21 protein-coding genes and 1 rRNA gene are annotated in these 24,141 nt (G+C 67.0%); 4 read left to right on the top strand and 18 right to left on the bottom strand.

What is annotated here, in order from left to right:
• A 16S ribosomal RNA gene (locus BGO82_RS02580) occupies positions 1-256 on the bottom strand; the annotation flags it as partial.
• Between the two features lie 734 nt (positions 257-990).
• Between BGO82_RS02580 and BGO82_RS02575 the strand changes: the two genes are divergently transcribed.
• Positions 991-2,964: a M23 family metallopeptidase gene (locus tag BGO82_RS02575; RefSeq protein ID WP_291303988.1), complete on the top strand. Its 1,974-nt coding sequence runs from the start codon at positions 991-993 to the stop codon at positions 2,962-2,964.
• Positions 2,965-3,128: 164 nt separating this feature from the next.
• Here the strand turns inward: BGO82_RS02575 and BGO82_RS02570 are convergent, their stop codons facing one another.
• The 5 genes from BGO82_RS02570 to BGO82_RS02550 all read right to left on the bottom strand — a co-directional run bounded on the left by BGO82_RS02570 (position 3,129) and on the right by BGO82_RS02550 (position 10,416).
• Positions 3,129-3,479: a VOC family protein gene (locus tag BGO82_RS02570; protein ID WP_291303974.1), complete on the bottom strand. Its 351-nt coding sequence runs from the start codon at positions 3,477-3,479 to the stop codon at positions 3,129-3,131.
• A gap of 96 nt (positions 3,480-3,575) precedes the next feature.
• Positions 3,576-5,642, bottom strand: a complete 2,067-nt coding sequence (locus BGO82_RS02565; protein WP_291303973.1) for a M3 family metallopeptidase — start codon at positions 5,640-5,642, stop codon at positions 3,576-3,578.
• A 113-nt stretch (positions 5,643-5,755) separates the two neighbouring features.
• On the bottom strand, positions 5,756-8,371 hold the full coding sequence (gene clpB, locus BGO82_RS02560) for an ATP-dependent chaperone ClpB (protein WP_291303972.1): 2,616 nt from the start codon (positions 8,369-8,371) through the stop codon (positions 5,756-5,758).
• A gap of 179 nt (positions 8,372-8,550) precedes the next feature.
• Positions 8,551-9,420 (bottom strand): ABC transporter permease, encoded by an 870-nt coding sequence (locus BGO82_RS02555; RefSeq protein WP_291303971.1) that lies wholly within the window; start codon positions 9,418-9,420, stop codon positions 8,551-8,553.
• A 3-nt stretch (positions 9,421-9,423) separates the two neighbouring features.
• Positions 9,424-10,416 carry an ATP-binding cassette domain-containing protein gene (locus BGO82_RS02550; protein ID WP_291303970.1) on the bottom strand — a complete coding sequence of 331 codons (993 nt, stop codon included), beginning with the start codon at positions 10,414-10,416 and terminating at the stop codon, positions 9,424-9,426.
• A gap of 72 nt (positions 10,417-10,488) precedes the next feature.
• On the opposite strand from BGO82_RS02550, the gene BGO82_RS02545 reads away from it, so the two are divergent.
• Entirely contained in the window at positions 10,489-11,187 is a 699-nt protein-coding gene (locus tag BGO82_RS02545; protein WP_291303969.1) for a TetR/AcrR family transcriptional regulator C-terminal domain-containing protein, read from the top strand.
• A 38-nt stretch (positions 11,188-11,225) separates the two neighbouring features.
• Here the strand turns inward: BGO82_RS02545 and BGO82_RS02540 are convergent, their stop codons facing one another.
• The 5 genes from BGO82_RS02540 to BGO82_RS02520 all read right to left on the bottom strand — a co-directional run bounded on the left by BGO82_RS02540 (position 11,226) and on the right by BGO82_RS02520 (position 17,876).
• Complete coding sequence (locus BGO82_RS02540) at positions 11,226-11,879, bottom strand: DUF4167 domain-containing protein (RefSeq protein ID WP_291303968.1); 654 nt, start codon at positions 11,877-11,879, stop codon at positions 11,226-11,228.
• A gap of 317 nt (positions 11,880-12,196) precedes the next feature.
• Entirely contained in the window at positions 12,197-13,057 is an 861-nt protein-coding gene (gene prmC / locus BGO82_RS02535) for a peptide chain release factor N(5)-glutamine methyltransferase (RefSeq protein ID WP_291303967.1), read from the bottom strand.
• Entirely contained in the window at positions 13,054-14,127 is a 1,074-nt protein-coding gene (prfA, locus tag BGO82_RS02530; RefSeq protein WP_291303966.1) for a peptide chain release factor 1, read from the bottom strand. The genes prmC and prfA overlap by 4 nt, the downstream gene beginning before the upstream one ends.
• A 129-nt stretch (positions 14,128-14,256) precedes the next feature.
• Positions 14,257-16,521 (bottom strand): phosphoenolpyruvate--protein phosphotransferase, encoded by a 2,265-nt coding sequence (gene ptsP / locus BGO82_RS02525; protein WP_291303965.1) that lies wholly within the window; start codon positions 16,519-16,521, stop codon positions 14,257-14,259.
• An 80-nt stretch (positions 16,522-16,601) separates the two neighbouring features.
• Complete coding sequence (locus tag BGO82_RS02520; protein WP_291303987.1) at positions 16,602-17,876, bottom strand: aspartate kinase; 1,275 nt, start codon at positions 17,874-17,876, stop codon at positions 16,602-16,604.
• 130 nt (positions 17,877-18,006) lie between these two features.
• On the opposite strand from BGO82_RS02520, the gene ubiG reads away from it, so the two are divergent.
• Positions 18,007-18,744, top strand: a complete 738-nt coding sequence (gene ubiG, locus BGO82_RS02515; protein ID WP_291303964.1) for a bifunctional 2-polyprenyl-6-hydroxyphenol methylase/3-demethylubiquinol 3-O-methyltransferase UbiG — start codon at positions 18,007-18,009, stop codon at positions 18,742-18,744.
• A 4-nt stretch (positions 18,745-18,748) separates the two neighbouring features.
• Here the strand turns inward: ubiG and BGO82_RS02510 are convergent, their stop codons facing one another.
• The 7 genes from BGO82_RS02510 to BGO82_RS02480 all read right to left on the bottom strand — a co-directional run bounded on the left by BGO82_RS02510 (position 18,749) and on the right by BGO82_RS02480 (position 23,239).
• Positions 18,749-19,606 carry an aldo/keto reductase gene (locus BGO82_RS02510; protein ID WP_291303963.1) on the bottom strand — a complete coding sequence of 286 codons (858 nt, stop codon included), beginning with the start codon at positions 19,604-19,606 and terminating at the stop codon, positions 18,749-18,751.
• A gap of 99 nt (positions 19,607-19,705) precedes the next feature.
• A complete protein-coding gene (locus tag BGO82_RS02505) occupies positions 19,706-20,263 on the bottom strand; it encodes a hypothetical protein (protein WP_291303962.1) in 558 nt (185 codons plus the stop codon).
• A 237-nt stretch (positions 20,264-20,500) separates the two neighbouring features.
• On the bottom strand, positions 20,501-20,926 hold the full coding sequence (locus tag BGO82_RS02500; RefSeq protein ID WP_291303961.1) for a DUF1178 family protein: 426 nt from the start codon (positions 20,924-20,926) through the stop codon (positions 20,501-20,503).
• A gap of 21 nt (positions 20,927-20,947) precedes the next feature.
• Positions 20,948-21,787, bottom strand: coding sequence for a carbon-nitrogen hydrolase family protein (locus BGO82_RS02495; protein ID WP_291303960.1), 840 nt, complete (start codon positions 21,785-21,787; stop codon positions 20,948-20,950).
• 6 nt (positions 21,788-21,793) lie between these two features.
• Entirely contained in the window at positions 21,794-22,045 is a 252-nt protein-coding gene (gene grxC, locus BGO82_RS02490; protein ID WP_291303986.1) for a glutaredoxin 3, read from the bottom strand.
• Between the two features lie 57 nt (positions 22,046-22,102).
• Positions 22,103-22,462 (bottom strand): hypothetical protein, encoded by a 360-nt coding sequence (locus tag BGO82_RS02485; RefSeq protein WP_291303959.1) that lies wholly within the window; start codon positions 22,460-22,462, stop codon positions 22,103-22,105.
• 3 nt (positions 22,463-22,465) lie between these two features.
• Positions 22,466-23,239, bottom strand: coding sequence for a ComF family protein (locus tag BGO82_RS02480; RefSeq protein ID WP_291303958.1), 774 nt, complete (start codon positions 23,237-23,239; stop codon positions 22,466-22,468).
• Positions 23,240-23,273: 34 nt separating this feature from the next.
• Between BGO82_RS02480 and BGO82_RS02475 the strand changes: the two genes are divergently transcribed.
• Positions 23,274-24,140 carry an SAM-dependent methyltransferase gene (locus BGO82_RS02475; protein ID WP_291303957.1) on the top strand — a complete coding sequence of 289 codons (867 nt, stop codon included), beginning with the start codon at positions 23,274-23,276 and terminating at the stop codon, positions 24,138-24,140.
• Position 24,141 lies beyond the last annotated feature (1 nt).

Raw genomic sequence — 24,141 nt, 5'->3', positions numbered from 1 at the left:
GCTATGGATCGTCGCCTTGGTAGGCCATTACCCCACCAACTAGCTAATCCAACGCGGGCTCATCCAGAACCGATAAATCTTTCCCCCGTAGGGCGTATCCGGTATTAGCTGAAGTTTCCCTCAGTTGTTCCGAAGTTCTGGGTAGATTCCCACGCGTTACTCACCCGTCTGCCACTCCCCTTGCGGGGCGTTCGACTTGCATGTGTTAAGCCTGCCGCCAGCGTTCGTTCTGAGCCAGGATCAAACTCTCAAGTTTGATATCTGACTTGGTCGACGCATGCACGTTTGCTTGACGAGGACACACACCTGTCACTGCAGATCCGAAGACCTGTGTGATTGGTAGTGTACCTCTGAGAAACGTACCGTCGAAGTCTGTTTGTCCAATCTCACGATCGGACCGCAAGAACCTCGCCGTCCACGTTTCCCTTTCTTCCATCTTCACAATGTCAAAGAGCGGACCCTGGGAACCTCTTTCGAGGGCAGCGTCAGTGGAAGCAGGGCTTCCTAATTTTTGGGAACAAGATTTTGCTTCCGGTTCCCCGGCAGCACATCTGCCCTTTCAGAAATCGCCGCCGCCGGGCCGCAAGGCCGTCTGCATCAGCGAGGCGGGTTATATGGCTGGCCTATTTGCCTGTCAACACCCGAAAATGACAAAACCGACAAAAAACCAGACGCCGCTTTTGCCACCGAAAAACCCCAGCCGTTCCGGGCCTTTGCGCCCGCTCGTCCGGTAGCCGCTATGTGGGAAGGGGGGCAAAACTCTACAAGGGGCCCGAAGATTTTTTGGTGCCCCTCGCTCCGAAACTTGCCGCAATTGGGTTTGACCAAGAGCCGGTCGCGTCGGCTTGACGAAGCCGGGGCGGCCGCGCCATCAATTTGCGGCCTTATTCGACCCGCCTGCGCGGATCCCGGGGCACCGGCGTGAATCGCGAACATCTGGGGGCGGGACCAAGGGTGAATCCGGCGCAACGCAATCGCACATTGGCCTTGGTGCGCGCCGGCTTCGAGGACGGACCGGCGCTGACGGTTGCCTCTACCGACGGCGAGATTCCGCAGGGCCGCGAGCTGAGCTTCGCCTGGCTCACCGGCACGGTGATGACCGGCCTCACCTCGGTGCTGCTGATGGGCGCCGCGCTCTATGTGAGCTTCCAGGGCCAGGACACCTTCTCCACCGCCTACGAGGCGCTACAGATCGTCACCAACAACGCCGACACCGCCACCGACCTCATCAACAAGACCAACCGCATCCGCCCGGTCACCCAGACCAAGTCGGAGACCGAGATCGTCGAGGCCTCGATCAAGGAAAGCGTCGACGGCCGCGACATCATCAAGAAGCAGCCCTTCGAGCGCATCCGCGCCACCCTCGCCACCGCCGCCACCGCCCTCAGCGACGACGTGCCGGCCTACGATCCGGCCTCGCTGATCGACTCCACCCAGCCGATCATGACGCCCGACGACACCAACACCAACATCTATGGCGGCGCCGTCGAGGGCGAGGTGACGATCAAGACCTCGGCCCTGCCGCTGACCTACGTGCCGCCCAAGGTGGTGAGCGACAAGATGGCGGAGGCCTATGTCCGCCAGACGCTCGACAATTTCTTCTCGGAGGGCGGCGGCGACGACATCGATTCCAACGGCAATGGCGACACCGGCCCCACCGCCTATGCCGCCGAGCCGGTCAATTCGCTGCGCGATCTGGGCGTACTCGACGATGGCGGGCTCGGTGGCGTGGCCGAAAACGTCACGGTGATGCCCAAGAGCACCCTCGCCGACCAGGCCAGCCTCGGCCGCACCGAGCGCATCCTCACGGTCAAGGAGCCGACCAATCTCGAGGACATGCTCAAGAAGAACGGCTTTACGGAACAGATGATCGACGCGATCACTGCGACGCTCAAGAATGTCTATCCCGACCCGGTGTTGCCGGCGCATGCGCGCCTGCGCATCCTCTTCGGCGCCTCGCGCACCTCCGACACGCTGATCCCCTACCGGCTGTCGATCTACGTGCACGACGACACCTCCAACACCGACAAGCACGCCGCGACCGTCGCCCTCACCGACCGCGGCACCTACGTGCTCGGCCTCGCGCCCTCGGAGATCACCTTCCCCGAGGAAGACACCGAAGAAGTCAACGTTTCCAACCTTCCGACGGTCTATCGCGCCATCTGGGAAACCGCGCGCAAGCACGACATTCCCGACAAGATCACCAAGCGCATCGTCGCCATGTACGCCTACGACGTCGACCTGACCAAGAAGATTTCGCCCGGCGATTCCATCGAGGTGCTGGAGACCGAAAAGGACAAGGACGGCAACCAGGACCTGCTCTACGTCGGGCTGAAACTCGGTTCCACCCTGCGCCAGCTCTACCGCTTCCGCACCGACGACGGCGCCGTGGATTTCTACGATCCCGACGGCGAAACCGGCAAGCGCTTCCTCACTCGTCGGCCGCTGCAGGGCGGCGGCCGCCTCGCCAGCCGCTTCGGCTGGCGCGTGCATCCGATCTTCCACACCCGCAAGCTGCACACCGGCGTCGACCTCGCCAGCCCACGTGGAACGCCGATCTATGCGGCTGGCGACGGCATCGTCGAGCGCGCCGGCTGGTCCTCGGGCTACGGCAACTATACCCTGATCCGCCATGTCAACGGCTACGAAACCGGCTACGGCCACCAGAGCAAGATCATCGTCAGGCCCGGCGACAAGGTGCGCCAAGGCCAGCTCATCGGCTATGTCGGCTCGACCGGCAATTCGACCGGCAACCATCTGCACTTCGAGATCAAGATCAACGGCAATTTCGTCGATCCGCTCAGCGTCAAGCTGCCGCGCGACCATGCCCTGCCGAGCCAGGACGGCGACGCCTTCCGGCAGACCATCGCCCAGATCAAGGATCTGATGAAGCGCGACGGCGAGGCCATGCCCCCGACCCAGATCGCCGCCGCAACGCCGGCCACCCCGGCCAGCAACGGCTAGAACGTTTATCTACGCTCTGTCCGATCGGCCGCAAGAGCGCCCGATCGTCCAACCGCCTGTCGTCTGCGCTCTGTCCGATCGGCCGCGAGAACGTCCGATCGTCCAACCGCCTGGTGTTTGCGCTCTGTCCGATCGGTCGCAAGAGCGCCCGATCGTCCAGCCGCTCAGGCGTCCTCGCTCGCCGCATACACCGCCAGTTCCGCCCCGCCCGGCTCGCGGAAGAAGAATCGCCGCCCGCCGGGAAAATCATAGGCCTCGCGCGTGATCGTCCCGCCGGCAGCGACCACCGCCTTCTCCGCCGCGGCGAGATCGTCGGTGCGGATCACCGCCATCGGCGCCGCGCTGCGGTCGGCCGCGTCGGCGTTGACCCCGAACAGCAGCCCGGCGCCGCGGATTTCGGCATAGCTCCCGCCATAGTCGACATGCGTCCAGCCGAACGCGTCGCTGAAGAACGCGCGGCTCTTGCCGGCATCCGCCGACGGCAATTCGAGGTAGTCGAGGGTGAAATCGGCCATGCGCGCCCGCTCCATTGTTCTCTTTTTGTTCTAACGCACGCCGTCCACAAGATCAAGCGCCGCCGATGCTGCTGCACCGGCGGCCACGCCGCTCAGCTACACCGCCGCACCGTCCTCGAGCGGCTCCAGCGCCACGAGGCCGCGCCCGCGCAGCAGACCGCCCACATCTGGATCGCGCCCGCGGAACAGCCGGTAGGCCTCGGCGAAATCGCGCGAGCCTCCCGCCGAATAGACGTAGGTGTAGAGCCGCCCGGCCGTCGCCGCGTCGAACGGATCGCCGGCCTCCTCGAAGGCCTCGAAGCCGTCGGCGTCCAGCACCTCCGACCACAGATAGCTGTAATAGCCGGCCGAATAGCCGTCGCCGGAAAAGATGTGCAGGAAATGCGGGCTCGCATGCCTCAGCGCGACTTCGCGCGGCATGCCGATGCGTGCAAGCGTTTCGCTCTCGATGACGTCGGCGTCGATCGGCTCGCCCGCCGGCCGCGTGTGATACGCCATGTCGAGCAGCGCCGAGGCCAGAAACTCCACCGTCTCGAAGCCGGTATTGGCATTGCGCGCCGCCTTCAGCCGCGTGAGCAGGTCCGGCGGTATCGGCGCACCCGTCTTGTAATGCGTCAGCCGCGCCAGCACCGGCGGCGCCTCCAGCCAGTGCTCGTAGAGCTGGCTCGGCAGCTCCACCCAGTCACGCACCGTGCTGGTGCCCGAAATGCGTGGATAGGTGACGTTCGAGAGCAGCCCATGCAGGCCGTGTCCGAACTCATGGAACACGGTTCTGGCCTCGTCGAGCGACAGCAACGCCGGTTCGCCCTCTGGCGGCTTGTTGAAATTGCAGGTGTTGACGATGATCGGCAGCACCTCGCCGCCCAGCTTCTGCTGGTCGCGGAACGAGGTCATCCACGCGCCGCTGCGCTTGCCCGGCCGCGCGAAGAAATCGCCATAGAACAGTCCGATGGTCCTGCCGTCGCGCTCGACGCTCCACGCTCGCACGTCCGGATGGTAGCCCGTAATGTCCGGGCGCGGCGTGAAGCTCACGCCGAACAGCCGGCCGGCGGTGTAGAACGCCGCCTCCACCACCTTTTCGAGCTGCAGATACGGCTTGATCTCGCTCTCGTCGAAATCGTAGCGCGCCCGCCGCAGCTGTTCGGCGTAGAAGCGCCAGTCCCAGGGCTCGAGGCGGAAGCCGCCGCCCGCCGCATCGACCAGCTCCTGCAGCGCGTCGCGATCCTGCTCGGCGCGCTTCACGCCCGGCGACCAGATCTGCTCGAGCAGTCCCTGCGCCGCCTCGGGCGTCTTGGCCATCGTGTCGGCAAGCTTGTAGGCGGCATAGGTGTCGTAGCCGAGCAGTCGCGCGATCTCGCTGCGCAGCGTCACGATCTCGGCGATGATCTTGCGGTTGTCGTGCGAATTGCCGTTGCGGCCGCGATCGACGAAGGCGCGCCACACCTTTTCGCGCACGCCGCGATCCGTCGCGTAATGCAGGATCGGCTCGACGCTCGACCGCGACGTCGAGGCGGCGAAGGGCGCGTTGAGCTTGCGCGCACGCGCCAGCTCCGCCGCCGCCGCGCGCGCGTCCCCGGGCAATCCGTCCACCTCGGCCTCGGTGAGCGCGAACACCGTCTCCTGCTCGTCGCCGAGCACGTTCTGCGCAAACTCGGTCGCCAGCACCGCCAGCCGCTCGATGATCTCGGCAAAGCGCGCCCGTTCGGCGACGCTCAGCTGCGCGCCGGCGCGCACGAAATCGAGATGATAGCGCTCCAGCACCCGCGCCGATTCCGCATCGAGGCCCAGCCCGTCGCGCTGCCGGTAGAGCTGGTCGATGCGCCGGAACAGCGCCGCGTTGAGAAAGATGCCGTTCCAGTGCCGCGCCACCACCGGCGCCATGTCGCGCTCCACCGCCTGCAGCTCGGGATTGGTGTTGGCGCTCGCCAGCTGCGAGAACACCATGTCCACCTTGCGCAGCAGCTGGCCGCTGAGCTCCAGCGCCGCGATGGTGTTGTCGAAGCTCGGCGCTTCGGGATTGCCGGCAATCGCCGCCACCTCCCGGTCGTGCTCGGCCAGCGCCCGCTGGTAGGCCGGTGCGAAATGCGCCGTTTCGATCGCCTCGAACGGCGGCACGCCGAACGGCGTGTCCCAGGCGGCAAAGAATGGATTGGTCATCGTCATGTCCTGAAATCCCGGCCGAAACGCCATGCTGGCTCTGCGCTCATTGGAATCGGCCGGTCCGGCTGTCAACAAAAAGGGCGGCTCGCAAGCCGCCCTTCAACTCGTTCGATGCGTTACGCCGCGGTCGCGGGCGTCACCGGCTCGCCTTCGAGCTCAGGCACCAGCAGCAGCCCCGCATCGCCGGCATCGACATTGACGGTCTGGCCGTCCTGGATGTCGCCGGCCAGGATCGCCTCGGCCAGCCGGTCCTGCACCTCGCGCTGGATGACGCGCTTCAGCGGCCGCGCGCCATAGGCAGGGTCGTATCCCTCGTTCGCCAGCCACTCCTTGCCCTTGTCGGTTAGGTGGAGCGTGATGTCGCGCTCCTTGAGCAGGGCGCCGAGCCGCGCGAGCTGGTTGGAAACGATGGCGCCCATATGCTCGCGTCCGAGCCGGTGGAACAGGATGATGTCGTCGATCCGGTTGAGGAATTCCGGCCGGAACGCCGCCTTCACCGCATCCAGCACCTTGCCGCGCACCAGATCCACGGTCTCCCCTTCCTTGAGATTGACCAGATACTCGGCCCCCAGATTGGAGGTCATGATGATGATGGTGTTGCGGAAGTCGACCGTGCGGCCCTGCCCGTCCGTCAGGCGGCCGTCATCGAGCACCTGCAGCAGGATGTTGAACACATCCGGATGCGCCTTCTCGATCTCGTCGAACAGCACCACCTGGTACGGCCGGCGCCGCACCGCCTCGGTCAGCACGCCGCCCTCCTCATAGCCGACATAGCCCGGAGGCGCGCCGATCAGCCGGGCCACGGAATGCTTCTCCATGAACTCCGACATGTCGATGCGCACCATCGCGTGCTCGTCGTCGAACAGGAACTCGGCGAGCGCCTTGGTGAGCTCGGTCTTGCCGACGCCGGTGGGGCCAAGGAACATGAACGAGCCGATCGGCCGGTTCGGGTCCTGCAAGCCGGCTCGCGACCGCCGCACCGCCCGGGCGACCGCCTCCACGGCGTCCTCCTGGCCGATGACGCGCGCGCCGATCGCCTTCTCCATATTGACGAGCTTTTCGCGCTCGCCTTCCAGCATCTTGTCGACTGGAATGCCGGTCCAGCGGCTGACCACCTGCGCGATATCGCCGGCCGTCACCGTTTCCGACACCATTTCCGACTTGGCCTCGCCGCCCTGCTCGGCCTCCTTGATCTTCTTTTCAAGACCCGGGATCACCGCATAGGCAAGCTCGCCCGCCTTGGCGAAATCGCCCTGGCGTTGTGCCACCTCGAGCTGGCTGCGCGCCGCATCCAGCTCTTCCTTCATCTTCTGGGCGCCCTGCACGCGCTCTTTCTCGGCGAGCCACTTCGCCGACAGCGCCTGCGCCTCGTCCTCGAGGCCGGCCAGATCGTGCTCGAGCTTTTCGAGCCGCTGGTGCGACGCCTCGTCCGGCTCCTTCTTCAGCGCCTCGCGCTCGATCTTGAGCTGCATGATGCGCCGGTCGAGCTCGTCCAGCGCCTCGGGCTTGCTGTCGACGGCCATGCGCAGCCGCGCCGCCGCCTCGTCCATCAGATCGATGGCCTTGTCGGGCAGGAAGCGGTCCGCGATGTAGCGGTTGCTGAGCGTCGCCGCCGCCACGATCGCCGAATCCGAGATCCGGATGCCGTGATGCAGCTCGTACTTCTCCTTGAGCCCCCGCAGGATCGAGATCGTGTCCTCGACCGTCGGCTCGCTGACGAACACCGGCTGGAAGCGACGGGCCAGCGCCGCGTCCTTCTCGACGTGCTTGCGGTACTCGTCGAGCGTCGTTGCGCCCACGCAGTGCAGCTCGCCGCGCGCCAGCGCCGGCTTCAGCAGGTTGGACGCATCCATCGCGCCGTCGGTCTTGCCAGCGCCGACGAGCTGATGCATCTCGTCGATGAACAGGATGATCTTGCCGTCCGACGCGGTGATCTCGTTGAGCACGGCCTTGAGCCGCTCTTCGAACTCGCCGCGGTATTTCGCGCCGGCGATCAGTGCGCCTAGGTCGAGCGCCAGCAGCGACTTGCCCTTGAGGCTCTCCGGCACGTCGCCATTGACGATGCGGATCGCCAGCCCTTCGGCGATGGCGGTCTTGCCGACGCCCGGCTCGCCGATCAGCACCGGGTTGTTCTTGGTGCGCCGGCTCAGCACCTGGATGGTGCGGCGGATTTCCTCGTCACGGCCGATGACCGGGTCGAGCTTGCCGTCGCGCACCGCCTGCGTCAGGTCGCGCGCATATTTCTTGAGGGCATCGTATTGCGACTCGGCCGACGCGCTGTCGGCGGTGCGCCCCTTGCGGATCGTCTCGATCGCCTGGTTGAGCGCGTTCGCCGTCACTCCCGCCGAGGCGAGAATCTTGCCGGCATCGCTGTCCTTCTCGATGGTCAGGGCCAGCAGCAGCCGCTCCACGGTGACGAAGCTGTCGCCCGCCTTCTGCGCCGCCTGCTCGGCGGTTTCGAACACGCGCGCCATCTCGCGGCTCAGATAGATCTGGCCGTTGTCGCCGGAGACAACCGGAATTTTCTTCAAGGCGGCTTCGACGCCGGCGCGTACCGCCTTGCTGTCGCCGCCCGCACGGTCGATCAACCCCGAGCACAGCCCCTGGTCGTCGTCCATCAGCACTTTGAGTAGATGCACCGGGGCGAACTGTTGATGGCCGCGCCCCAGGGCCATTTGCTGCGCACTCTGGATGAACCCGCGCGCCCGCTCGGTGTACTTTTCGATATTCAAGGCAACTCTCCTTTTGCCACGGCCTCCTGCCCTGTCAGGCACAGGTTTGACCGCTCGAAGCGTTGATTTCGGACCGCCCGCAATGCGGCACGGTTCCGTGACTTCAGGCAAGATATAGGAAGAGCGCGGAACAAAAAAAGGCCGGACGAACCGGCCTTTTCAAATGCGTCCGGGGCCGTTCACTCGGTCCGGTTGAACAGCTTCACCGCCAGCAGCAGCAGGAGCAGCGACGAGGCGATCACCAGCGCCACCTGCAGCAGCAGCGGCACCTGATAGCTGCCCCACCAGATGCCCGGATCGAGGATCGCCCGCGCCTCCGTCGACATGTTCAGCCGGTCGAACACCACCGCCCGCACCGGCTCGACCGCATAGGTCATCGGGTTGATGTGGGTGACCACCGTCAGCCACGCCGGCAGCCGGCTCAGCGGAAACAGCGCGCCGCTGAGGAACATCAGCGGCGTGATGATCATCTGCACCAGCGGCATCGCCGACTGCACCTGCTTGACCCGGCTCGCCAGCACCAGCCCCAGCGCCGTGATCATGAAGCTCATGATGAACAGCAACACCAGGAGCTCGAGGATCATCAGCGGGTCGTACGGCACGCCCACCAGCCCCGCGAGCAGGATCACGATCACCGCCTGCAACGTCGCGACGCTCGCCCCGCCCAGGCACTTGCCGGTGAGGATCGCCGCCGTCGACACCGGCGCCACCAGCATCTCGCGCAGGAAACCGAACTCGCGGTCCCACACCATCGAGATGCCCGCAAAGGCGGCGGTGAACAGCACCGACATCGACATCACGCCGGGAAACAGGAACGTCTTGAAGTCGACCCCGCCGGTTCCCGACGCCACCAGCGCGCTCAGCCCCCCGCCGAGCACGAACAGGAACAGCAGCGGCTGGATCACCGAGGAGATCACCCGCGCCGGATCGCGCCGGAAGCGGATCAGCTCGCGGTTCCACACCACCAGCGTGGCGCGCAATTCGTGGCCGAAACCGCCCTTGGGAACGACGACCCGCGCAATGGCGGTATGTGTGAGAGTGTCGGCCATGCTCTATCTCCCGCGGAACCGCGCCGCCATTGGATTGAACCCGCCCTTCTGCTCGGCGTCGCGCAGCGAAGTGCCGGTGAAATTGAGGAACACGTCGTCGAGCGTCGGCCGCGCCACCGCCACCGATTTGATGGCGACGCCCAGCTTTTCGAACAGTTGCGGCACGAACGCCGCGCCTTCCGCCACCGAGAACGTCACCAGCCCCTCGACCATCTTCGCCTCGAGCCCGAACTTGTCCTTGAGCGCCGTGATCGCCGCCACATCGTCCGCCGTCGCGATCGACACCCGGTCCTTGCCCACCCCCGCCTTCAGCGCCTCGGGCGTATCGAGCGCCACGATCCGCCCCTGGTCGATGATGGCGATGCGGTCGCAGTTCTCGGCCTCGTCCATGTAGTGCGTGGTGACGAAGACGGTGATCTCCTCGCGCTTGTGCAATTCGCCCAGATACTGCCAGATCGAGGCGCGCGTCTGCGGGTCGAGCCCAATGGTCGGCTCGTCGAGGAACAGCACCTTGGGCGAATGCAGCAGCCCGCGCGCGATCTCGAGCCGCCGCCGCATGCCGCCCGAGAACGTCTGCACCAGATCGTCCTTGCGGTCCCACAGCCCCACCATCTCCAGCACGTCCTTGCGGCGCTGCGCTGCGCTGGATTTGTCGACGCCGTAGAGCTCGCCGTGGAATTTGAGGTTCTGTTCCGCCGTCAGATAGCCGTCGAGCGTCGGTTCCTGGAACACCAGCCCGATCGAGCGCCGCACCGCGTCGCGTTCGGTCGCGACGTCGAATCCCGCGACTCGCGCCGACCCCGACGTCGCATCGGCGAGCGTGCACAGGATCTTGATGGTCGTCGACTTGCCCGCGCCGTTGGGACCGAGGAAGCCGAACGTCTCGCCCGGATGGACGACGAGGTCGATGCCCTTCACCGCCTCGACGGTCTTGAACGTCTTCACCAGCTTTTCGACGGCAACGGCCGGCACGGCGCTGCCTGATGAGCCATGCATGCTGAGCTCCGGGGTTCTCTAACACTGTTAGATGTGCTATTAGCCTAACATCGTTAGAGAAGGCAAGGGCGAATGGCGATTACGCGCGACGATGTGATCCACACCGCGATCCAGCTGCTGCAGGAGGTGGGACTGGACGGGCTGACCCTGCGCCGCCTCGCCACCGAGCTCGGCGTCTCCGCCCCCACCCTTTACTGGCACGTCAAGGACAAGCGCGAATTGCTCGACCTCATGGCAGAGCAGATGGCGCACGACGCCGGCGAGCAGATGCCGCCCTTCCCCGAAGGCCTGCAATGGTGGGAGCAGATCGCCGAGAGCATGCGCCGGCGCTATCTCGGCATTCTCGCCTATCGCGACGGCGCCCGCGTCGTCGCCGGCAACCGCCCCACCGAGGCGGCGCTGCCGATGATCGAGCGCTACATGAAGCTTTGGGTCGATATGGGCTTTCCGCCCGACGAGGCGCTCGCCACCATCCTCACCTTCGGCGATTTCATCGCCGGCTCGGCGCTGGAGGTGCAGGCCGAGACTGAGCGGCGGCGCCTGCAGCAGCCCGAACAGCAACGCGCCATCTGGGACAAGATCGATTCCTATCCGACGTTGCGCGCCGCGGCTCGCGCCCGCGCCGAACGGCGCGCCGAGGACCCGCATTCGAGCTTCGAGCACGGTCTTGCGCTGCTGATTTCCGGCCTGCGCCAGCGCCACGCCGAGCTGATGGCCGAACGGGCCAGCCCGGAAAACGTCACCCAACTCTCGGCGAAACGCGGCCGCTAAAGCCTGGAAACAACAGCCGAAGAGCAGACCGCCGCGCCTTACTCGGCGACGGTGGTCGATCCGTTGGCCGTCAGGAACGCCGGCAATTCGCCCACATCAGGTTGCGGCGCGTTGGCGGGATCGCCCTGCCCGTCGCCATTGCCGCGGCCACGCCGACGGCGGCGATCGCGGTGCCGGCGGCCTTCGCCCTCGCCCTGCGCCGCAAGGCCTTCGCCGCCCTCGGCGGCCGGCTCGCCCTGCGGCGGCGCCGGCTGGCCGGCGCTCTCGCCGCCCTCTTCGGCATCGCCGTTGAAGCCGGGCTGGTCCTGCGGCGGCTGGGGCTGCTGGAAGCGCTGCATCGGCTCGGGCGAGGCGAAGCGGTCGTTGATCGGCGGAAAATCGTCGTCTTCGTCGATCTCGGGCACCTGGTTGGGCTGGTCCGGCCGGAACTGCGTCTGCGCCTGCGCGGCCGCCACGATGCGGAAATAATGCTCGGCGTGCTGCAGATAGTTCTCGGCCAGCACCGGATCGCCGGAGGATTGGGCGTCGCGGGCGAGCTGCAGGTATTTCTCGGCGATATGGGCGGCGTTGCCGCGCACCTTCACGTCGGGGCCGTTGGACTCGAAGTTCCGGCTCAGCGGGTTGACGTGCTTGCGCCCGCCATTGTTGTTGCGTCCACGCTGGCGGTTCTTGTTGTTCTGGTTTGGTCTCATTGGTCGCGATAAGCCTTCAAAATGAGCCTATGGAGGTTGCGTGTCTCAGGCCCGCTCGGCCGATGGCGCCCTCAGCGGGCGGCCCATGAGGGGCGGGAACTTGTCCGAGAGCTGTTCGGGCTGAACCACTTTTGGCTCATCACGTCAGGCAGGGGTCCGAACCGGGATACCCTTGCTGGCAATCCAGCATCGCCGATGAGCGGGTGGCCGTCACCTTGGCGCTCAACCCGCGCCACTGACAGCACCGGGAAACTAGCCGGTTCGTTCCACCTTTCCAAGCGGAAAATGCCCGTTTTGCTTGACTGGTTTCCTTATCCTCAAGAATGGGAAGCCACGACTACCCGATCAAGACCCGCCAGGTCCTTTAATATTTCCACCCGCCCGAAACCGGCCCGGCTGAACACCCGGCGCACCGCCTCCGCCTGGTTGTAGCCGATTTCGAGCAGCATCTGCCCCTTCGGCACCAGCCGGCGCGCCGCCTGCGAGGCGATCGCCCGGTAGGCCTCGAGCCCGTCCCAGCCGCCGTCGAGCGCCACCTTTGGGTCGAACACGCGAACCTCCGGCGCCAGTTCCGCGATCGCCGCCGTCGCAATATAGGGCGGATTGGAGACGATCAGGTCGAACAATTCGGTATGCGGCACCGCCTGCCACCAGGCGCCCTGCCGGACGTCCAGCCGCGCCGCGACCCCGTGCCGCTCGGCATTCTGCCGCGCCGTCGCCAGCGCCGCCTCCGAGATGTCGGTGGCAAAGCCCCTGGCCTTGGGCAGCGCCTCGAGGATCGAGACGATGATCGCCCCCGAGCCGGTGCCCAGATCGACGATGCGCGGCGCCCGCTGCCCCGCCAGCCGGGCCAGCGCCTCCTCGACCAGTTGCTCCGTCTCCGGGCGTGGCACCAGCGTTGCGTCGCTGAGCGCGAATCTGAGGCCCCAGAACTCCTGCTCGCCGGCAATCCGGCTCACCGGTTCGCCGGCGAGACGCCGGAGCGCGAAGCGGTCGAGCTCGACCAATTGCTCAGGTGTGGCGGCCTGCCGCTCGCGTCGCACCAGCCCCATCGCATCGAGCCCGAACGCCGTCTGCGCCAGCAGCCGCGCATCGAGCTCGGGCGTATCGAGACCGGCGGCGCGGAAGCGGTCGCGCACCTGCCGCCAGGCGACGCCGATCGCAACCGGGGCGCTCACGCGCCGTCCATGGCGGCGAGCTGGGCCGCCTGGTCCTCGGTGGTCAGCGCCTCGATCAGCTCGTCCAGCGCATCGCCGGCGATGACCTTGTCGAGCTTGTAGAGCGTCAGGTTGATGCGGTGGTCGGTTACCCGCCCCTGCGGGAAATTGTAGGTGCGGATGCGCTCCGAGCGGTCGCCCGAGCCCACCTGCTCGCGCCGCGCATCGGCCCGCGCCGTATCGCGCGCGTCGCGCTGCGCCTCGTACAGCCGGGCCCGCAGCACCGTCATCGCCTGCGCCCGGTTCTGGTGCTGGCTCTTCATACCGGAAGTGACGACGATGCCGGTGGGCAGGTGTGTGATGCGCACCGCCGAATCGGTGGTGTTGACGTGCTGGCCGCCGGCGCCCGACGAGCGCATCGTGTCGATGCGGATGTCCTCGGGCCGGATCTCGATGTCGATCTCCTCGACCTCGGGCAGCACCGCCACCGTCGCCGCCGACGTATGAATCCGGCCCGACGCCTCGGTCTCCGGCACGCGCTGCACGCGATGCACGCCGGATTCGTATTTGAGCCGGGCATAGGCGCCCTTGCCGGCCACCTTGGCGATCACTTCCTTGTAGCCGCCCACTTCGCCGGGGGCTTCTTCCATGATCTCGAATTTCCAGCCCTTGAGGTCAGCATAGCGCTGGTACATGCGCAGGAGGTCGCCGGCGAACAGCGCCGCCTCGTCGCCGCCGGTGCCGGCGCGCACTTCCAGAATGACGTTCTTTTCGTCCGCCGCATCCTTGGGCAGCAGCAGGATGCGGATGGCCTGCTCCATCTCGGAGATCTTCGGCCGGAGCTCGAGGATTTCGGCATTGGCCATCTCGGCCATGTCCTTGTCGCCCGACTCCGCCAGCTCCTCGGCCGACCGCAGCTCGTCGACCGCCCTGCGCCAGGCGCTGATCGGCCGCACCACCGGTTCGAGCTCGGCATATTCCTTGCTGAGCCGCACATAGGCGTCCGCCGACGGCCCGGCCGCCAGCGCCGCCTCAACACTGTCGAAGCGCTTTTCGAGTTGCGCAAGCTTGTCTTCGGGAAGGCTGGGCATGTCGCTTCGTTACACCACCACGTCATTCCCGCGAAAGCGGGAACCCAGGCGAAGCGCGCGGACGTCCGAGAGGCCGGTCTGGATTCCCGCCTTCGCGGGAATGACGTGGTGGGTCAAACCGTACATTGGCTAGATCGCCAGCCCCTGCTTTTCCGCAACGTCCATCAGCAGCTCGCGAACAGCGACCCCGGACTGGCCCTCGCCGAGCGCCGCGGCAACGGCCGCCTGGATCGGCTTCAGCTCCAGGCCCAGCACCATCTCCTTAATCGGCCCGACGGCGGGCGGCGACATGGAAAGGCGCGTCATCCCGATCGCCATCAGCGCCAGCGCTTCGACCGTGCGTCCGGCCAGTTCGCCGCACATGGTGATCGGCACGCCGTAGCGCTTGGCCATGTCGACGATGTGCCGCAGCGCCCTGAGGCGCGGCAGCCCGATCGGATCGTAGGCCTTGTTGACGCGCGCATTGGTGCGGTCGGCAGCGTTCATGAACATGATCAGATCGTTCGAGCCGATGGAGACGAAATCGGCCTCGGGCAGCACATGGTCGAGCTCGAACAGCAGCGAGGGCACCTCGATCATGGCGCCGATTTCGAGCCGGCTCGGCGGCCGGACGCCGGCGCGGATCAGCCGCTCGAGCTCGAGCTTGACCACGCGCTTGGTCTCGATGAATTCCCAGGTCTCGGTGACCATGGGCACGAGGATTTTCATCGGGCCGCCATCGGCCGCCGTCAGCAGCGCGCGCACCTGCGTGCGCAACAGGCCCGGCCGGTCGAGCGCGAGGCGCAGTGAGCGGAAGCCCATCGCCGGATTTTCCTCCGGCGCCGAGCGCAGATAGGGGATCACCTTGTCGCCGCCCACATCGAGCAGGCGGAAGACGATGGGCCGGCCGGCGCTGATGCGGATCGCCTCGCGATAGAGCCCGATCTGCTCCTGCACCTTGGGCAGGCGGCTTGCGATCATGAACTGCAATTCGGTGCGGAACAGTCCGACGCCCTCGGCGCCGGTGTCGTCGAGCATCGGCAGATCGGCGACCAGCCCGGAATTGTGCAGCAGCGTGACCGTGACACCATCTCTGGTTATCGCTGGTTTGTGCCGCAGTTCGAGGTAGTGCGCCCGCCGCTTGGCACCCAGCCGCACCTTGTCGATATAGTTCTGCTCGAGTTCCGGAGTCGGACGCAGATGCACCGTGCCCGACGGCCCGTCGACGATGATGTCGTCGCCATTCTCCGAGATCGAGACGATATTGTCGGCCTGCCCGACCGCCACCAGCCCGAGCGAGCGCGCCACGATGGCGACGTGCGCGGTGGCGCCGCCCTCCTCGAGCACAATGGCGCGCAGCCGCGTGCGGTCGTATTCGAGCAGCTCCGCCGGCCCCATGTTGCGCGCCACGAGGATGGCGTTTTCCGGCAGCTCGCGCGGCGTCGTCGTGGTGCCGTCGCCGGTCAGCACGCGCAGCAGCCGGTTGGCGAGGTCGTCGAAATCGTGCAGCCGCTCGCGGATGTAGGGATCGGTCGAGCGCAGCATGCGGGCGCGCGTATCGTTCTGCACCCGCTCGACCGCCGCCTCGGCGGTGAGGCCGTTGTTGATCGCCTCCTCCAGCCGGTCCACCCAGCCGCGGTCGTTGGCGAACATGCGGTAGGTCTCGAGGATGTCGCGATGCTCGCCCGTCGCGAGGTCGCCATGGCTCAGCATGTCGTCGATGCTGAGCCGCATCGTCGCCAGCGCGTCGTCGAGCCGCTTGGTCTCCTGCGCCGTGTCCTCGGCGATGAAATTGGTCACCACCACGCGCGGGTCGTGCAGCACCACTTTGCCGAGCGCGATGCCTTCGCCGAAGCTGGTGCCCTGGATGGTGCGCGGGCGCCGGAGGTCGATGTCCTGGCCCGGCTTGATCAGCGCGTCGAATTCCGACGTCGCGATCATTTCGGCAAGGATGGTGGCGGTGGTCAGCAGCGCCTCGGTCTCGTCCTCGCCATAGACGCGGTGGTCGCGGTTCTGCACCACCAGCACGCCGAGCGTCTGCCCGGCGCGCAACACAGGCACGCCCAGGAACGCCTTGAACGGATCCTCGCCGGTTTCGGGCCGGTAGGCGAAGGCCGGATGGCTCGGCGCGTCCTCGAGCCGCAAGGGCTCCGCCTGCGCCGCGATCAGCCCTACCAGTCCCTCGCCCAGCCGCAGCGTCGTCATGTGCACGGATTCGCGCTTGAGCCCGTACGTCGCGAACAATTCCAGCGCCCCGTCGTCGCGAAGCACGTAGAAAGAGCACACATCTGCGTGCATGTTCTCGGCGATCAGGTTGACGATCTTGTCGAGCCGGTCCTGCGAAGCCAGCGGCTCCGCCATCGTTTCCCGCAACTGCCGGAGCAGCACGCGCGGACCGCCGATCGCTGTCGCCATACCCTCTCGCGGCCCCGCACCGCCTCCTTCGGCGCCCGCCGCGATTGGCGGAAGCGCCGCGAACGGCCGGCCGGACCCGATCAGGCCGCCGGCTTGTCCAGTCCGTAATACGTATGGAGGGCCCGCACCGCAAGCTCGGCATATTCGTCGTCGATCAGCACCGAGGTCTTGATTTCCGAGGTGGTGATCAGCTGGATATTGATGCCCTTGTCGGCCAGCGCCTTGAACATGCTGGCGGCGACGCCCGCATGGTTGCGCATGCCCACCCCCACCACCGAGACCTTGGCGCCGCCCTTGGAGCCGGTCACCCGCGCATATTCGATGGCGCCGGACGTCCGCGCCGCCTCGAGCACGCGCACCGACTTGTCATATTCGCTGTCGGGCACGGTGAAGGTGATGTCGGTGACCGAGCCGTCGTCCGAGATGTTCTGGACGATCATGTCGACGACGATGGATTCGTCGGCCAGGGCGCCGAATACCGCCGCGGCGACGCCCGGCTTGTCCTTGACGTCGCGCAACGTGATCTTGGCCTCGGCCTTGGCCAGCGTGACGCCCGAAACGATCTGCTTTTCCATGATCTCATCCTCATCGCAAACCAGCGTGCCGGGCACGCCGGGCGTTCCGTCCGGCGCGATCTGCGGCGCCTCCGGGTCATCGAAGGTGGAGCGGACGACCAGCCGCACCTTGTGCGCCATCGCCATCTCCACCGAGCGGATCATCAGCACCTTGGCGCCGAGGGACGCCATCTCGAGCATTTCCTCGAAGGCGATCCGGTTGAGCCGCTTGGCCTTGGGGTCGATGCGCGGGTCGGTCGTATAGACCCCGTCGACGTCGGTATAGATGTCGCAGCGGTCGGCGCCGACCGAGGCCGCGATCGCCACCGCCGAGGTGTCGGAGCCGCCCCGTCCCAGCGTGGTGACGCGTCCGGTCTCCGGCACGATGCCCTGGAAGCCCGTGACCACCGGCACCACGCCGTCCTGCATGCGCCTCACCAGCTCGTCGGGAATGATCTCGGTGATGCGCGCCGCCCCATGCGCGTCGTCGGTATGGATCGGCACCTGCCAGCCCTGGAACGAGCGCGACGGAATGCCCATTTCGCTGAGCACGATCGCCATCAGCCCCGCCGTGACCTGCTCGCCGGAGGCGACCACCGCGTCATATTCGCGCGCGTCGTGCAGCTTGCTGCTTTCGTTGACCCAGCCGACCAGTTCATTGGTCTTGCCCGACATGGCCGAGACCACCACCGTGACCTGGTTGCCGGCGTCGACCTCGCGCTTGACGTGCCGCGCCGCCTGCCGGATGCGCTCGACATTGGCGACGGACGTGCCGCCGAACTTCACCACGATACGGGCCAAGGACATTCCCCGAGGTCTTCTTTTTGCGCTCTGTCCAAGCGGCCGTCGGGAGGACGGCCGCTCGGCCAACCGCTGGGGACGCTTTTCAATTCGGCGCGGGACATGCCACAAAGGCCGCGGAGTTACAAGAATGACCGACACCACCATCAATGCCGACGAGATCGCCAAATTCGCGGCCATGGCCGACGATTGGTGGAACCCTGATGGCGACTTCAAGCCGCTGCACAAATTCAACCCGGTGCGGCTGGCCTATATCCGCGACTGGGCGCTCCGGCATTTCGAGCGCTCGGAGACGGAGCGACGCCCGCTCGCCGGTCTCGGCGTTCTCGACATCGGCTGCGGCGGCGGCCTGCTCACCGAGCCGCTGACCCGGCTCGGCGCCACCGTCACCGGCATCGACGCCGGCGGCAGGAACATCGCCGTGGCCAAGGTGCACGCCGCGCGCTCGGGGCTCGACATCGCCTACCGCGAAACCACATCCGAAGCGCTGGCGGCCGAGGGCGCCCGCTTCGACATCGTGCTCAACATGGAAGTGGTCGAGCACGTCGACAACGTGCCGCTCTACATGAAGAGCTGCGCCGATCTGGTGGCGCCCGGCGGGCTGCTGTTTTCCGCCACCATAAACCGCACGCTGCGGGCGCTCGCTCTGGCCAAATTCGGTGCCGAATACGTGCTGCGCTGGCTGCCGCGCGGCACCCATGACTGGAACAGATTCCTGACCCCGGACGAGCTCAAGGCGCTGATCACCCGCAACGGACTGCGGATCGTCGAGGAAACCGGCGTGGTCTTCCACCCCCTGGCCGACGAGTGGCGCAAGAGCCCCGACACCGGCGTCAACTACATGGTGCTGGCCGAGCGCCCCGCCTGACGCTTCAGCGCAGGCTGCTCAGCGTCGCGAAATCCTCGTCGCTGAGCGTGATCGCCGCCGCCGCGATGTTCTCCTCGAGATGCGCCACCTTGCCCGTCCCCGGGATCGGCAGCATCACCGGCGAGCGCTTCAGCAGCCAGGCAAGCGAGAGCTGGCCCGGCGTCGCGCCATATTTTTTCAGCAGCGCCTGGAACTTCGGATCGGCGGCATTGGTGCTGCCGCCATCGATCGGTCGCCACGGGATGAAGCCGATGCCGTTGGCCTCGCAATAGCTCAGCACGGCGTCGCTGTTGCGGTCGCTGATCGAGTATTTGTTCTGCACGCTGACGACGGGGAAGAATTTCTGCGCCGCCTTGATCTCCTCGACGCCCACCTCGCTGAGGCCGGCATGCCGGATCAGGCCCTGCTTCTGCATTTCGGCGATGGTGCCGAATTGCTCGGCGGCCGGAACCTTGGGGTCGATCCGGTGCAACTGCCACAAATCGAGCCGATCGAGCTTCAGCCGCAGCAGCGACGTCTTGACGCCCTGCATCAGGAATTCCGGCCGTCCCACCTGCGCCCAGCGGTTCGGCCCCTGCCGCGTGTGGCCGCCCTTGGTGGCGATGTGCAGCTTGCCGTACGGCGCCAGCACTTCGGCGATCAGGTCCTCCGACACGTACGGGCCGTACGCCTCAGCGGTGTCGACGAAATCGATATTGAGCTCAGGCAGCCGCCGCAGCGTCCGGCGCGCCTCGTCGGGATCGGCCGGCGGTCCCCAGATGCCGGCGCCGGTGACGCGCATGGCGCCGAAGCCGAGGCGGTTGACCCGCATGTCGCCGCCAATGGCGAACGTCCCCGCACGGGAGGCATCGGGTGTGGGCATCGCCAAATCTCCATCGCAGATGACGCCAACTTTATCGGCAACTGCCGATGGATGGCAACAGAGGGACCTAAGCCCCTCTGTCCGGAGCCATGATGCAGATTAGCTCGGCGCCGCGAATACGCAGGCCTTGCCGTCGCGGACATAGGACGAGTCGACCGCCACCGGGCTCGTCGAGCCGCCGAACTGGTAGTCGCCGAACCCGCCCGAAACCGCGACCAGTTGATAGTCGTGGTCGGACGGACAGGTGGCCGCGCCATTGCCGGAGCTCGGCGGCGCGCTCAGCGCATTGAGCTCCACATAGGGTGCGATGTATCCCTTGGGCGAAATGTTGGCGCCGAAGGACGCGTAGGGGAACTGGATGCCGCCGGCGAACAGCGGCGACATGGTGGCCGTGTCGATGCCGAAGCCGGCTTCGCCCTGCACCAGCGTCGAGCCGCCCACGCCGAGCAGACGCACGACGGGCGCGAAGCTGTCGCCGCCCAGCGTGAACGCCGCGTCGAGCTTGGCGCCGAGCACCAGCCCCGACACGCTGGTGTTGGTGAAGCGCACACCGGTCACCAGCGCCGGCTTCTGGACCCCGAAATTCCAGCGCAGGCCGGCATAGATCTGCGTCGATTGCACCGCGCTTGCGGCCGCGCTCGGTTGCGCGCAGTCCATCGTATACCCGCACGTCCATGAAAATGCCGCGGCCGGCACGGTACCCACCGCAACCGACGCCACCGCAAGCCCCGCGACCAGCACACCGCTCGCCAACGCCGAAACCGCAACTCTCATTCTATCGCCCCAGTAAGAAAACCAACCTCGAGCGGTCAGCCTTGGGGTGCTTCGCGCGAAGCGTCAACCGCCTGGGCGGCCTTTCCACCACGCGGCGCCGAGCGCGGCCGGCAGAGAGCGCTAATTGTGCTCTTCGGGCAGGTTCGGCAGCGGCATGAAGTCGACGCCGTCCTCGATCAGCGAGGTCACTTCCTCGCGCGTCGCTTCGCCGTAGATGCCGCGCGCATCGACTTCCTTGAAGTGGATCTTGCGCGCTTCCTCGGCAAACTTGTCGCCGACATAGTCGGCCTCGCTCGTCACCTTCTTGCGCAGCGCCAGCATGGCGTCGCGCAGTTCCTGGTGCTGCGGGTGACCGATCGACAGCGACACCTTCTCGCCGCTGGGGCGGCTCACGGCCGGCGCCATGACGGCCTTGTCCACCGCCGTGCTGAGGCAGATCGGACAGGTGACGAGGCCGCGCAGCTTCTGGGCGTCATAGGCCGCCGCGTTCGAAAACCAGCCGTCGAACTTGTGGGACTTGTCACAAACGAGTGAGTAGTGGATCACGCCAGAAACCTTTCCGAGCCGTCAGCTTGCGCCCGTAGGGTTAACGGATAACGAAAATGTGCGTGCGTTCGCAAGCGCCGGCACGCGGCCGCGCGCTTCGGCCACGGCGTTCTGGTCGATGTCGGCGCACAGCACGCCCTCGCCCTCTGCGCCGAGTTCTCCCAGCACCTTGCCCCACGGATCGATGATCATCGAATGGCCATATGTGGATCGGCCATTCTGGTGCCGGCCGGCCTGCGCCGCCGCGACCACGAAACATCCCGTCTCGATCGCACGGGCCCGCAGCAGCACCTCCCAATGCGCCTCGCCGGTCGGCACCGTGAAGGCGGCGGGCACTGCGATCAGCTCGGCGTCGGCCTCGGCCAAGGCGCGGTAGAGGCTCGGAAACCGCACGTCGTAGCAGATGCTGAAGCCGAGCCTGAGCCCGGCCGCATCGGCGACCACCGCCTCGCGACCGCCCGCATAGGTCTCGCTCTCGCGATACTGCTTGAGGCCGGGCAGCGTCGCGTCGAACAGGTGGATCTTGTCGTAGCTCGCCGCGATGGATCCGTCCGGACGGAACAGCACCGAGCGATTGGCGAAGCGCCCGTCCGGCAGTGCCACCGCCAGCGAGCCCAGATGCAGCCAGAGCCCGGTGTCGCGGGCGATGCCGGCCACCTGCGCAATCGCCGGGTTATCGTCCCAGCCGCCGGCGACGGCCCGCAGGCCCTCGCGGTTTTCGGCGAACACCACGGTGACTTCCGGGCTCAGCGCGTATCGCGCGCCCTGCGCCGCCGCTTCGCGGGCGAGCCGCTCCAGCGCTGCGAGATTGGGGCCGGGCTCGGTGCCCGAATTCATCTGCAGCGCGGCGACCCGAACCACTTTGGATCAGCCGAGCAGCGGATCGAGCTGGCCGCGGCGCTCCAGCGCGGCGAGGTCGTCGTAGCCGCCGACATGGGTGTCGCCGACGAAGATCTGCGGCACGGTCCGGCGGCCATGGGCGCGCTGCATCATGTCGGCGCGCAGCGCCGGATCGGTGACGTCGATCTCCTCGTAGGAGACGCCCTTTTCGGCCAGCAGGGACTTGGCGGCGGTGCAGTAGGGGCACCAATTGGTGGTGTAGATCTGGACTTTGGACATGTGCATCAGCGGGTTCCGTTTCCCTGTATATGGGGAATGTCCCGGCGCTGACAACGCTCAGCGGCGGCCGCGCCGGGCGACGATCTCGGCGATCCGCTGCGTGTCCTCGGCCTGCAGGAAGCGGCCGCGCTCGAGGATTTCGAGCTGGTATTCGCGATAGGTAAGGCCCAGCGATTCCGCCTTTTTCGCCCGGCGGATGACAGTTTCGACGGGGACTTTCTTGAACGCCGCCTCGGATGCGGTGCGCCACACGAAATAGCTGCCGATGCCGCCGACGCCCCATTCGGGCACGTGCTCCTCCAGCGGCGGACCACCATTGTGGCCGAGGCCGGGGAGGATGTCGCCGGCGGTGAGCCCGGGCGGCCGCGCGACGCGGCTGCGCAGGAAGCGGGGGCGGTTGATGCGGAGCTCGCCCATTTCCTAACTCCCTGTCACGACACGGGAAAAGCTGATCACATCGACATGTTCGACCCCGGCTCCGAGGAGCGCCCGGGCGACCGCCTTGACGGTCGAACCGGTGGTGACGACGTCGTCGACGAGGATGACACGGCGGCCCCGCAGCCGTGAAGCTATGTCAGGTAATGGCTGGAATGCGCCGGCAAGATTGCGTCGCCGCGCTTCGCCCGACAGGCCGACCTGCGGCCGCGTGTTCTTGCGGCGCCCGACCAGCAGCGGATCGACCGGCAGGCCGGTGAGCCGGCCGAGCACCCGCGCCAGCTCGGTCGACTGGTTGTAGCGCCGGGCGAACTGCCGCCGCCGATGCATCGGCACCGGCACCAGCACCGCATCCGGCCCCCAGAGCTCGTGGCCGGCCTGCGCCATCAGCCGGGCGCAGAAGCGCGCCAGTTCCGGCCGGTCGCCATATTTGAGCTTGCCCACCAGCGCCCCCGCCACCTCGTTGTAGACCACCGCGGCGCGGGCGCGGTCGAAGGGCGGCGGATCGGCGATGGCCTCGGCGGAGCGCGCCCCGGGCCCGAGCGAGACCTCGAAGGGAATCCCCAGCACCGGACAGAGCGGCGCGCTGATCGGACGCAGCGCCCGAAAGCACGCGGCGCACAGCGTATCGGCGGTGGCGACCGGCGCCTCGCAGGCAAGGCAGGTCGGCGGATAGAGCGTATCGAGCAGCAGCGTACCCAGCCGCCTGAGCGGCCGGGTGACGGCCCCGCTTTTGACAAGCCCCGCCCCCGTCTCCATAAGGCCATCCTGCCACCGCGCCCGGTCCGACGCCATGCCCGACCCGAAACCGCCGCCCAAGATCTTCGACCGCCGGCTGATCGCCCGCCACCTCGCCCGCCGGCCCGCCGGCGCCGACGATTTCGTCACGCGCCTGGTGCTCGCCGATCTGGCCGACCGGCTCGGCACGGTGACGCGCGACTTCACGCAGGCGCTGATCCTGTCGCCCGACGCCGCGGCCCTGCCCGTCGCCGGCCGCAGCGCCAATGGCGAGTTCAGCTTCGAGCGGGCGGCGACGGTGGTCGACACACCCGGCATTCCGCTGGTCGACGCCGAGGCGCTCGACCTGCCGCGCCGCAATTACGATCTGATCGTCTCCATCTTCGACCTCGACGTGGTCGACGACGTGCCGGGCTTTCTGGCGCGGGCCCGCGCGCATCTGCGCGGCGACGGCCTGTTCCTCGCCGCGGCCATCGGCGGCGACAGCCTGACCGAGCTGCGCGAGGCGTTCCTCAGCGCCGACGCCCGGCTCGGCGGCGGCGCCTTCCTGCGCGTTGCGCCCTTCATTCCGCTGAGCGAGGCGGCCGGCCTGCTGCAGCGCGCCGGCTTCGCCCTGCCGGTCAGCGACGTCGAGACCCATACGGTGCGCTACGAATCGCCGCTTTCGGTGATGCGCGAGCTGAAGCTCCTGGGCGCCTCCAATCCGCTGGCCGACCGGCCGACGAAATTCGCCACGCTGCGGCTCCTGCAGGCGGCGTCGGAGGCCTACGCCAATCTTGCCACCGACCTCGACGGGCGGGTGCGGGCGACGCTCGAAATCGTCTGGATGAGCGGCTGGGCGCCGCACGAAAGCCAGCAGAAGCCGCTGAAGCCGGGCAGCGCCGAGATCAGCCTCACCAGGGTGCTTGGAACGAAGAACTAGG

This window comes from Devosia sp. 67-54 (genome assembly GCF_001899075.1).
GTDB lineage: Bacteria > Pseudomonadota > Alphaproteobacteria > Rhizobiales > Devosiaceae > Devosia_A.
Note: the sequence above shows the minus strand (reverse complement) of the source record. Positions and strands in the feature narration are given on the sequence as shown.

Coding starts and splice junctions, on each gene's coding strand:
- BGO82_RS02570 (WP_291303974.1), bottom strand. CDS start 3,479: ATGGCCGATTTCACCCTCGACTACCTCGAATTGCCGTCGGCGGATGCC.
- BGO82_RS02565 (WP_291303973.1), bottom strand. CDS start 5,642: ATGACGATGACCAATCCATTCTTTGCCGCCTGGGACACGCCGTTCGGC.
- BGO82_RS02555 (WP_291303971.1), bottom strand. CDS start 9,420: ATGGCCGACACTCTCACACATACCGCCATTGCGCGGGTCGTCGTTCCC.
- BGO82_RS02550 (WP_291303970.1), bottom strand. CDS start 10,416: ATGCATGGCTCATCAGGCAGCGCCGTGCCGGCCGTTGCCGTCGAAAAG.
- BGO82_RS02545 (WP_291303969.1), top strand. CDS start 10,489: ATGGCGATTACGCGCGACGATGTGATCCACACCGCGATCCAGCTGCTG.
- BGO82_RS02540 (WP_291303968.1), bottom strand. CDS start 11,879: ATGAGACCAAACCAGAACAACAAGAACCGCCAGCGTGGACGCAACAAC.
- prfA (WP_291303966.1), bottom strand. CDS start 14,127: ATGCCCAGCCTTCCCGAAGACAAGCTTGCGCAACTCGAAAAGCGCTTC.
- ptsP (WP_291303965.1), bottom strand. CDS start 16,521: ATGGCGACAGCGATCGGCGGTCCGCGCGTGCTGCTCCGGCAGTTGCGG.
- ubiG (WP_291303964.1), top strand. CDS start 18,007: ATGACCGACACCACCATCAATGCCGACGAGATCGCCAAATTCGCGGCC.
- BGO82_RS02510 (WP_291303963.1), bottom strand. CDS start 19,606: ATGCCCACACCCGATGCCTCCCGTGCGGGGACGTTCGCCATTGGCGGC.
- BGO82_RS02505 (WP_291303962.1), bottom strand. CDS start 20,263: ATGGACTGCGCGCAACCGAGCGCGGCCGCAAGCGCGGTGCAATCGACG.
- grxC (WP_291303986.1), bottom strand. CDS start 22,045: ATGTCCAAAGTCCAGATCTACACCACCAATTGGTGCCCCTACTGCACC.
- BGO82_RS02485 (WP_291303959.1), bottom strand. CDS start 22,462: ATGGGCGAGCTCCGCATCAACCGCCCCCGCTTCCTGCGCAGCCGCGTC.
- BGO82_RS02480 (WP_291303958.1), bottom strand. CDS start 23,239: ATGGAGACGGGGGCGGGGCTTGTCAAAAGCGGGGCCGTCACCCGGCCG.
- BGO82_RS02475 (WP_291303957.1), top strand. CDS start 23,274: ATGCCCGACCCGAAACCGCCGCCCAAGATCTTCGACCGCCGGCTGATC.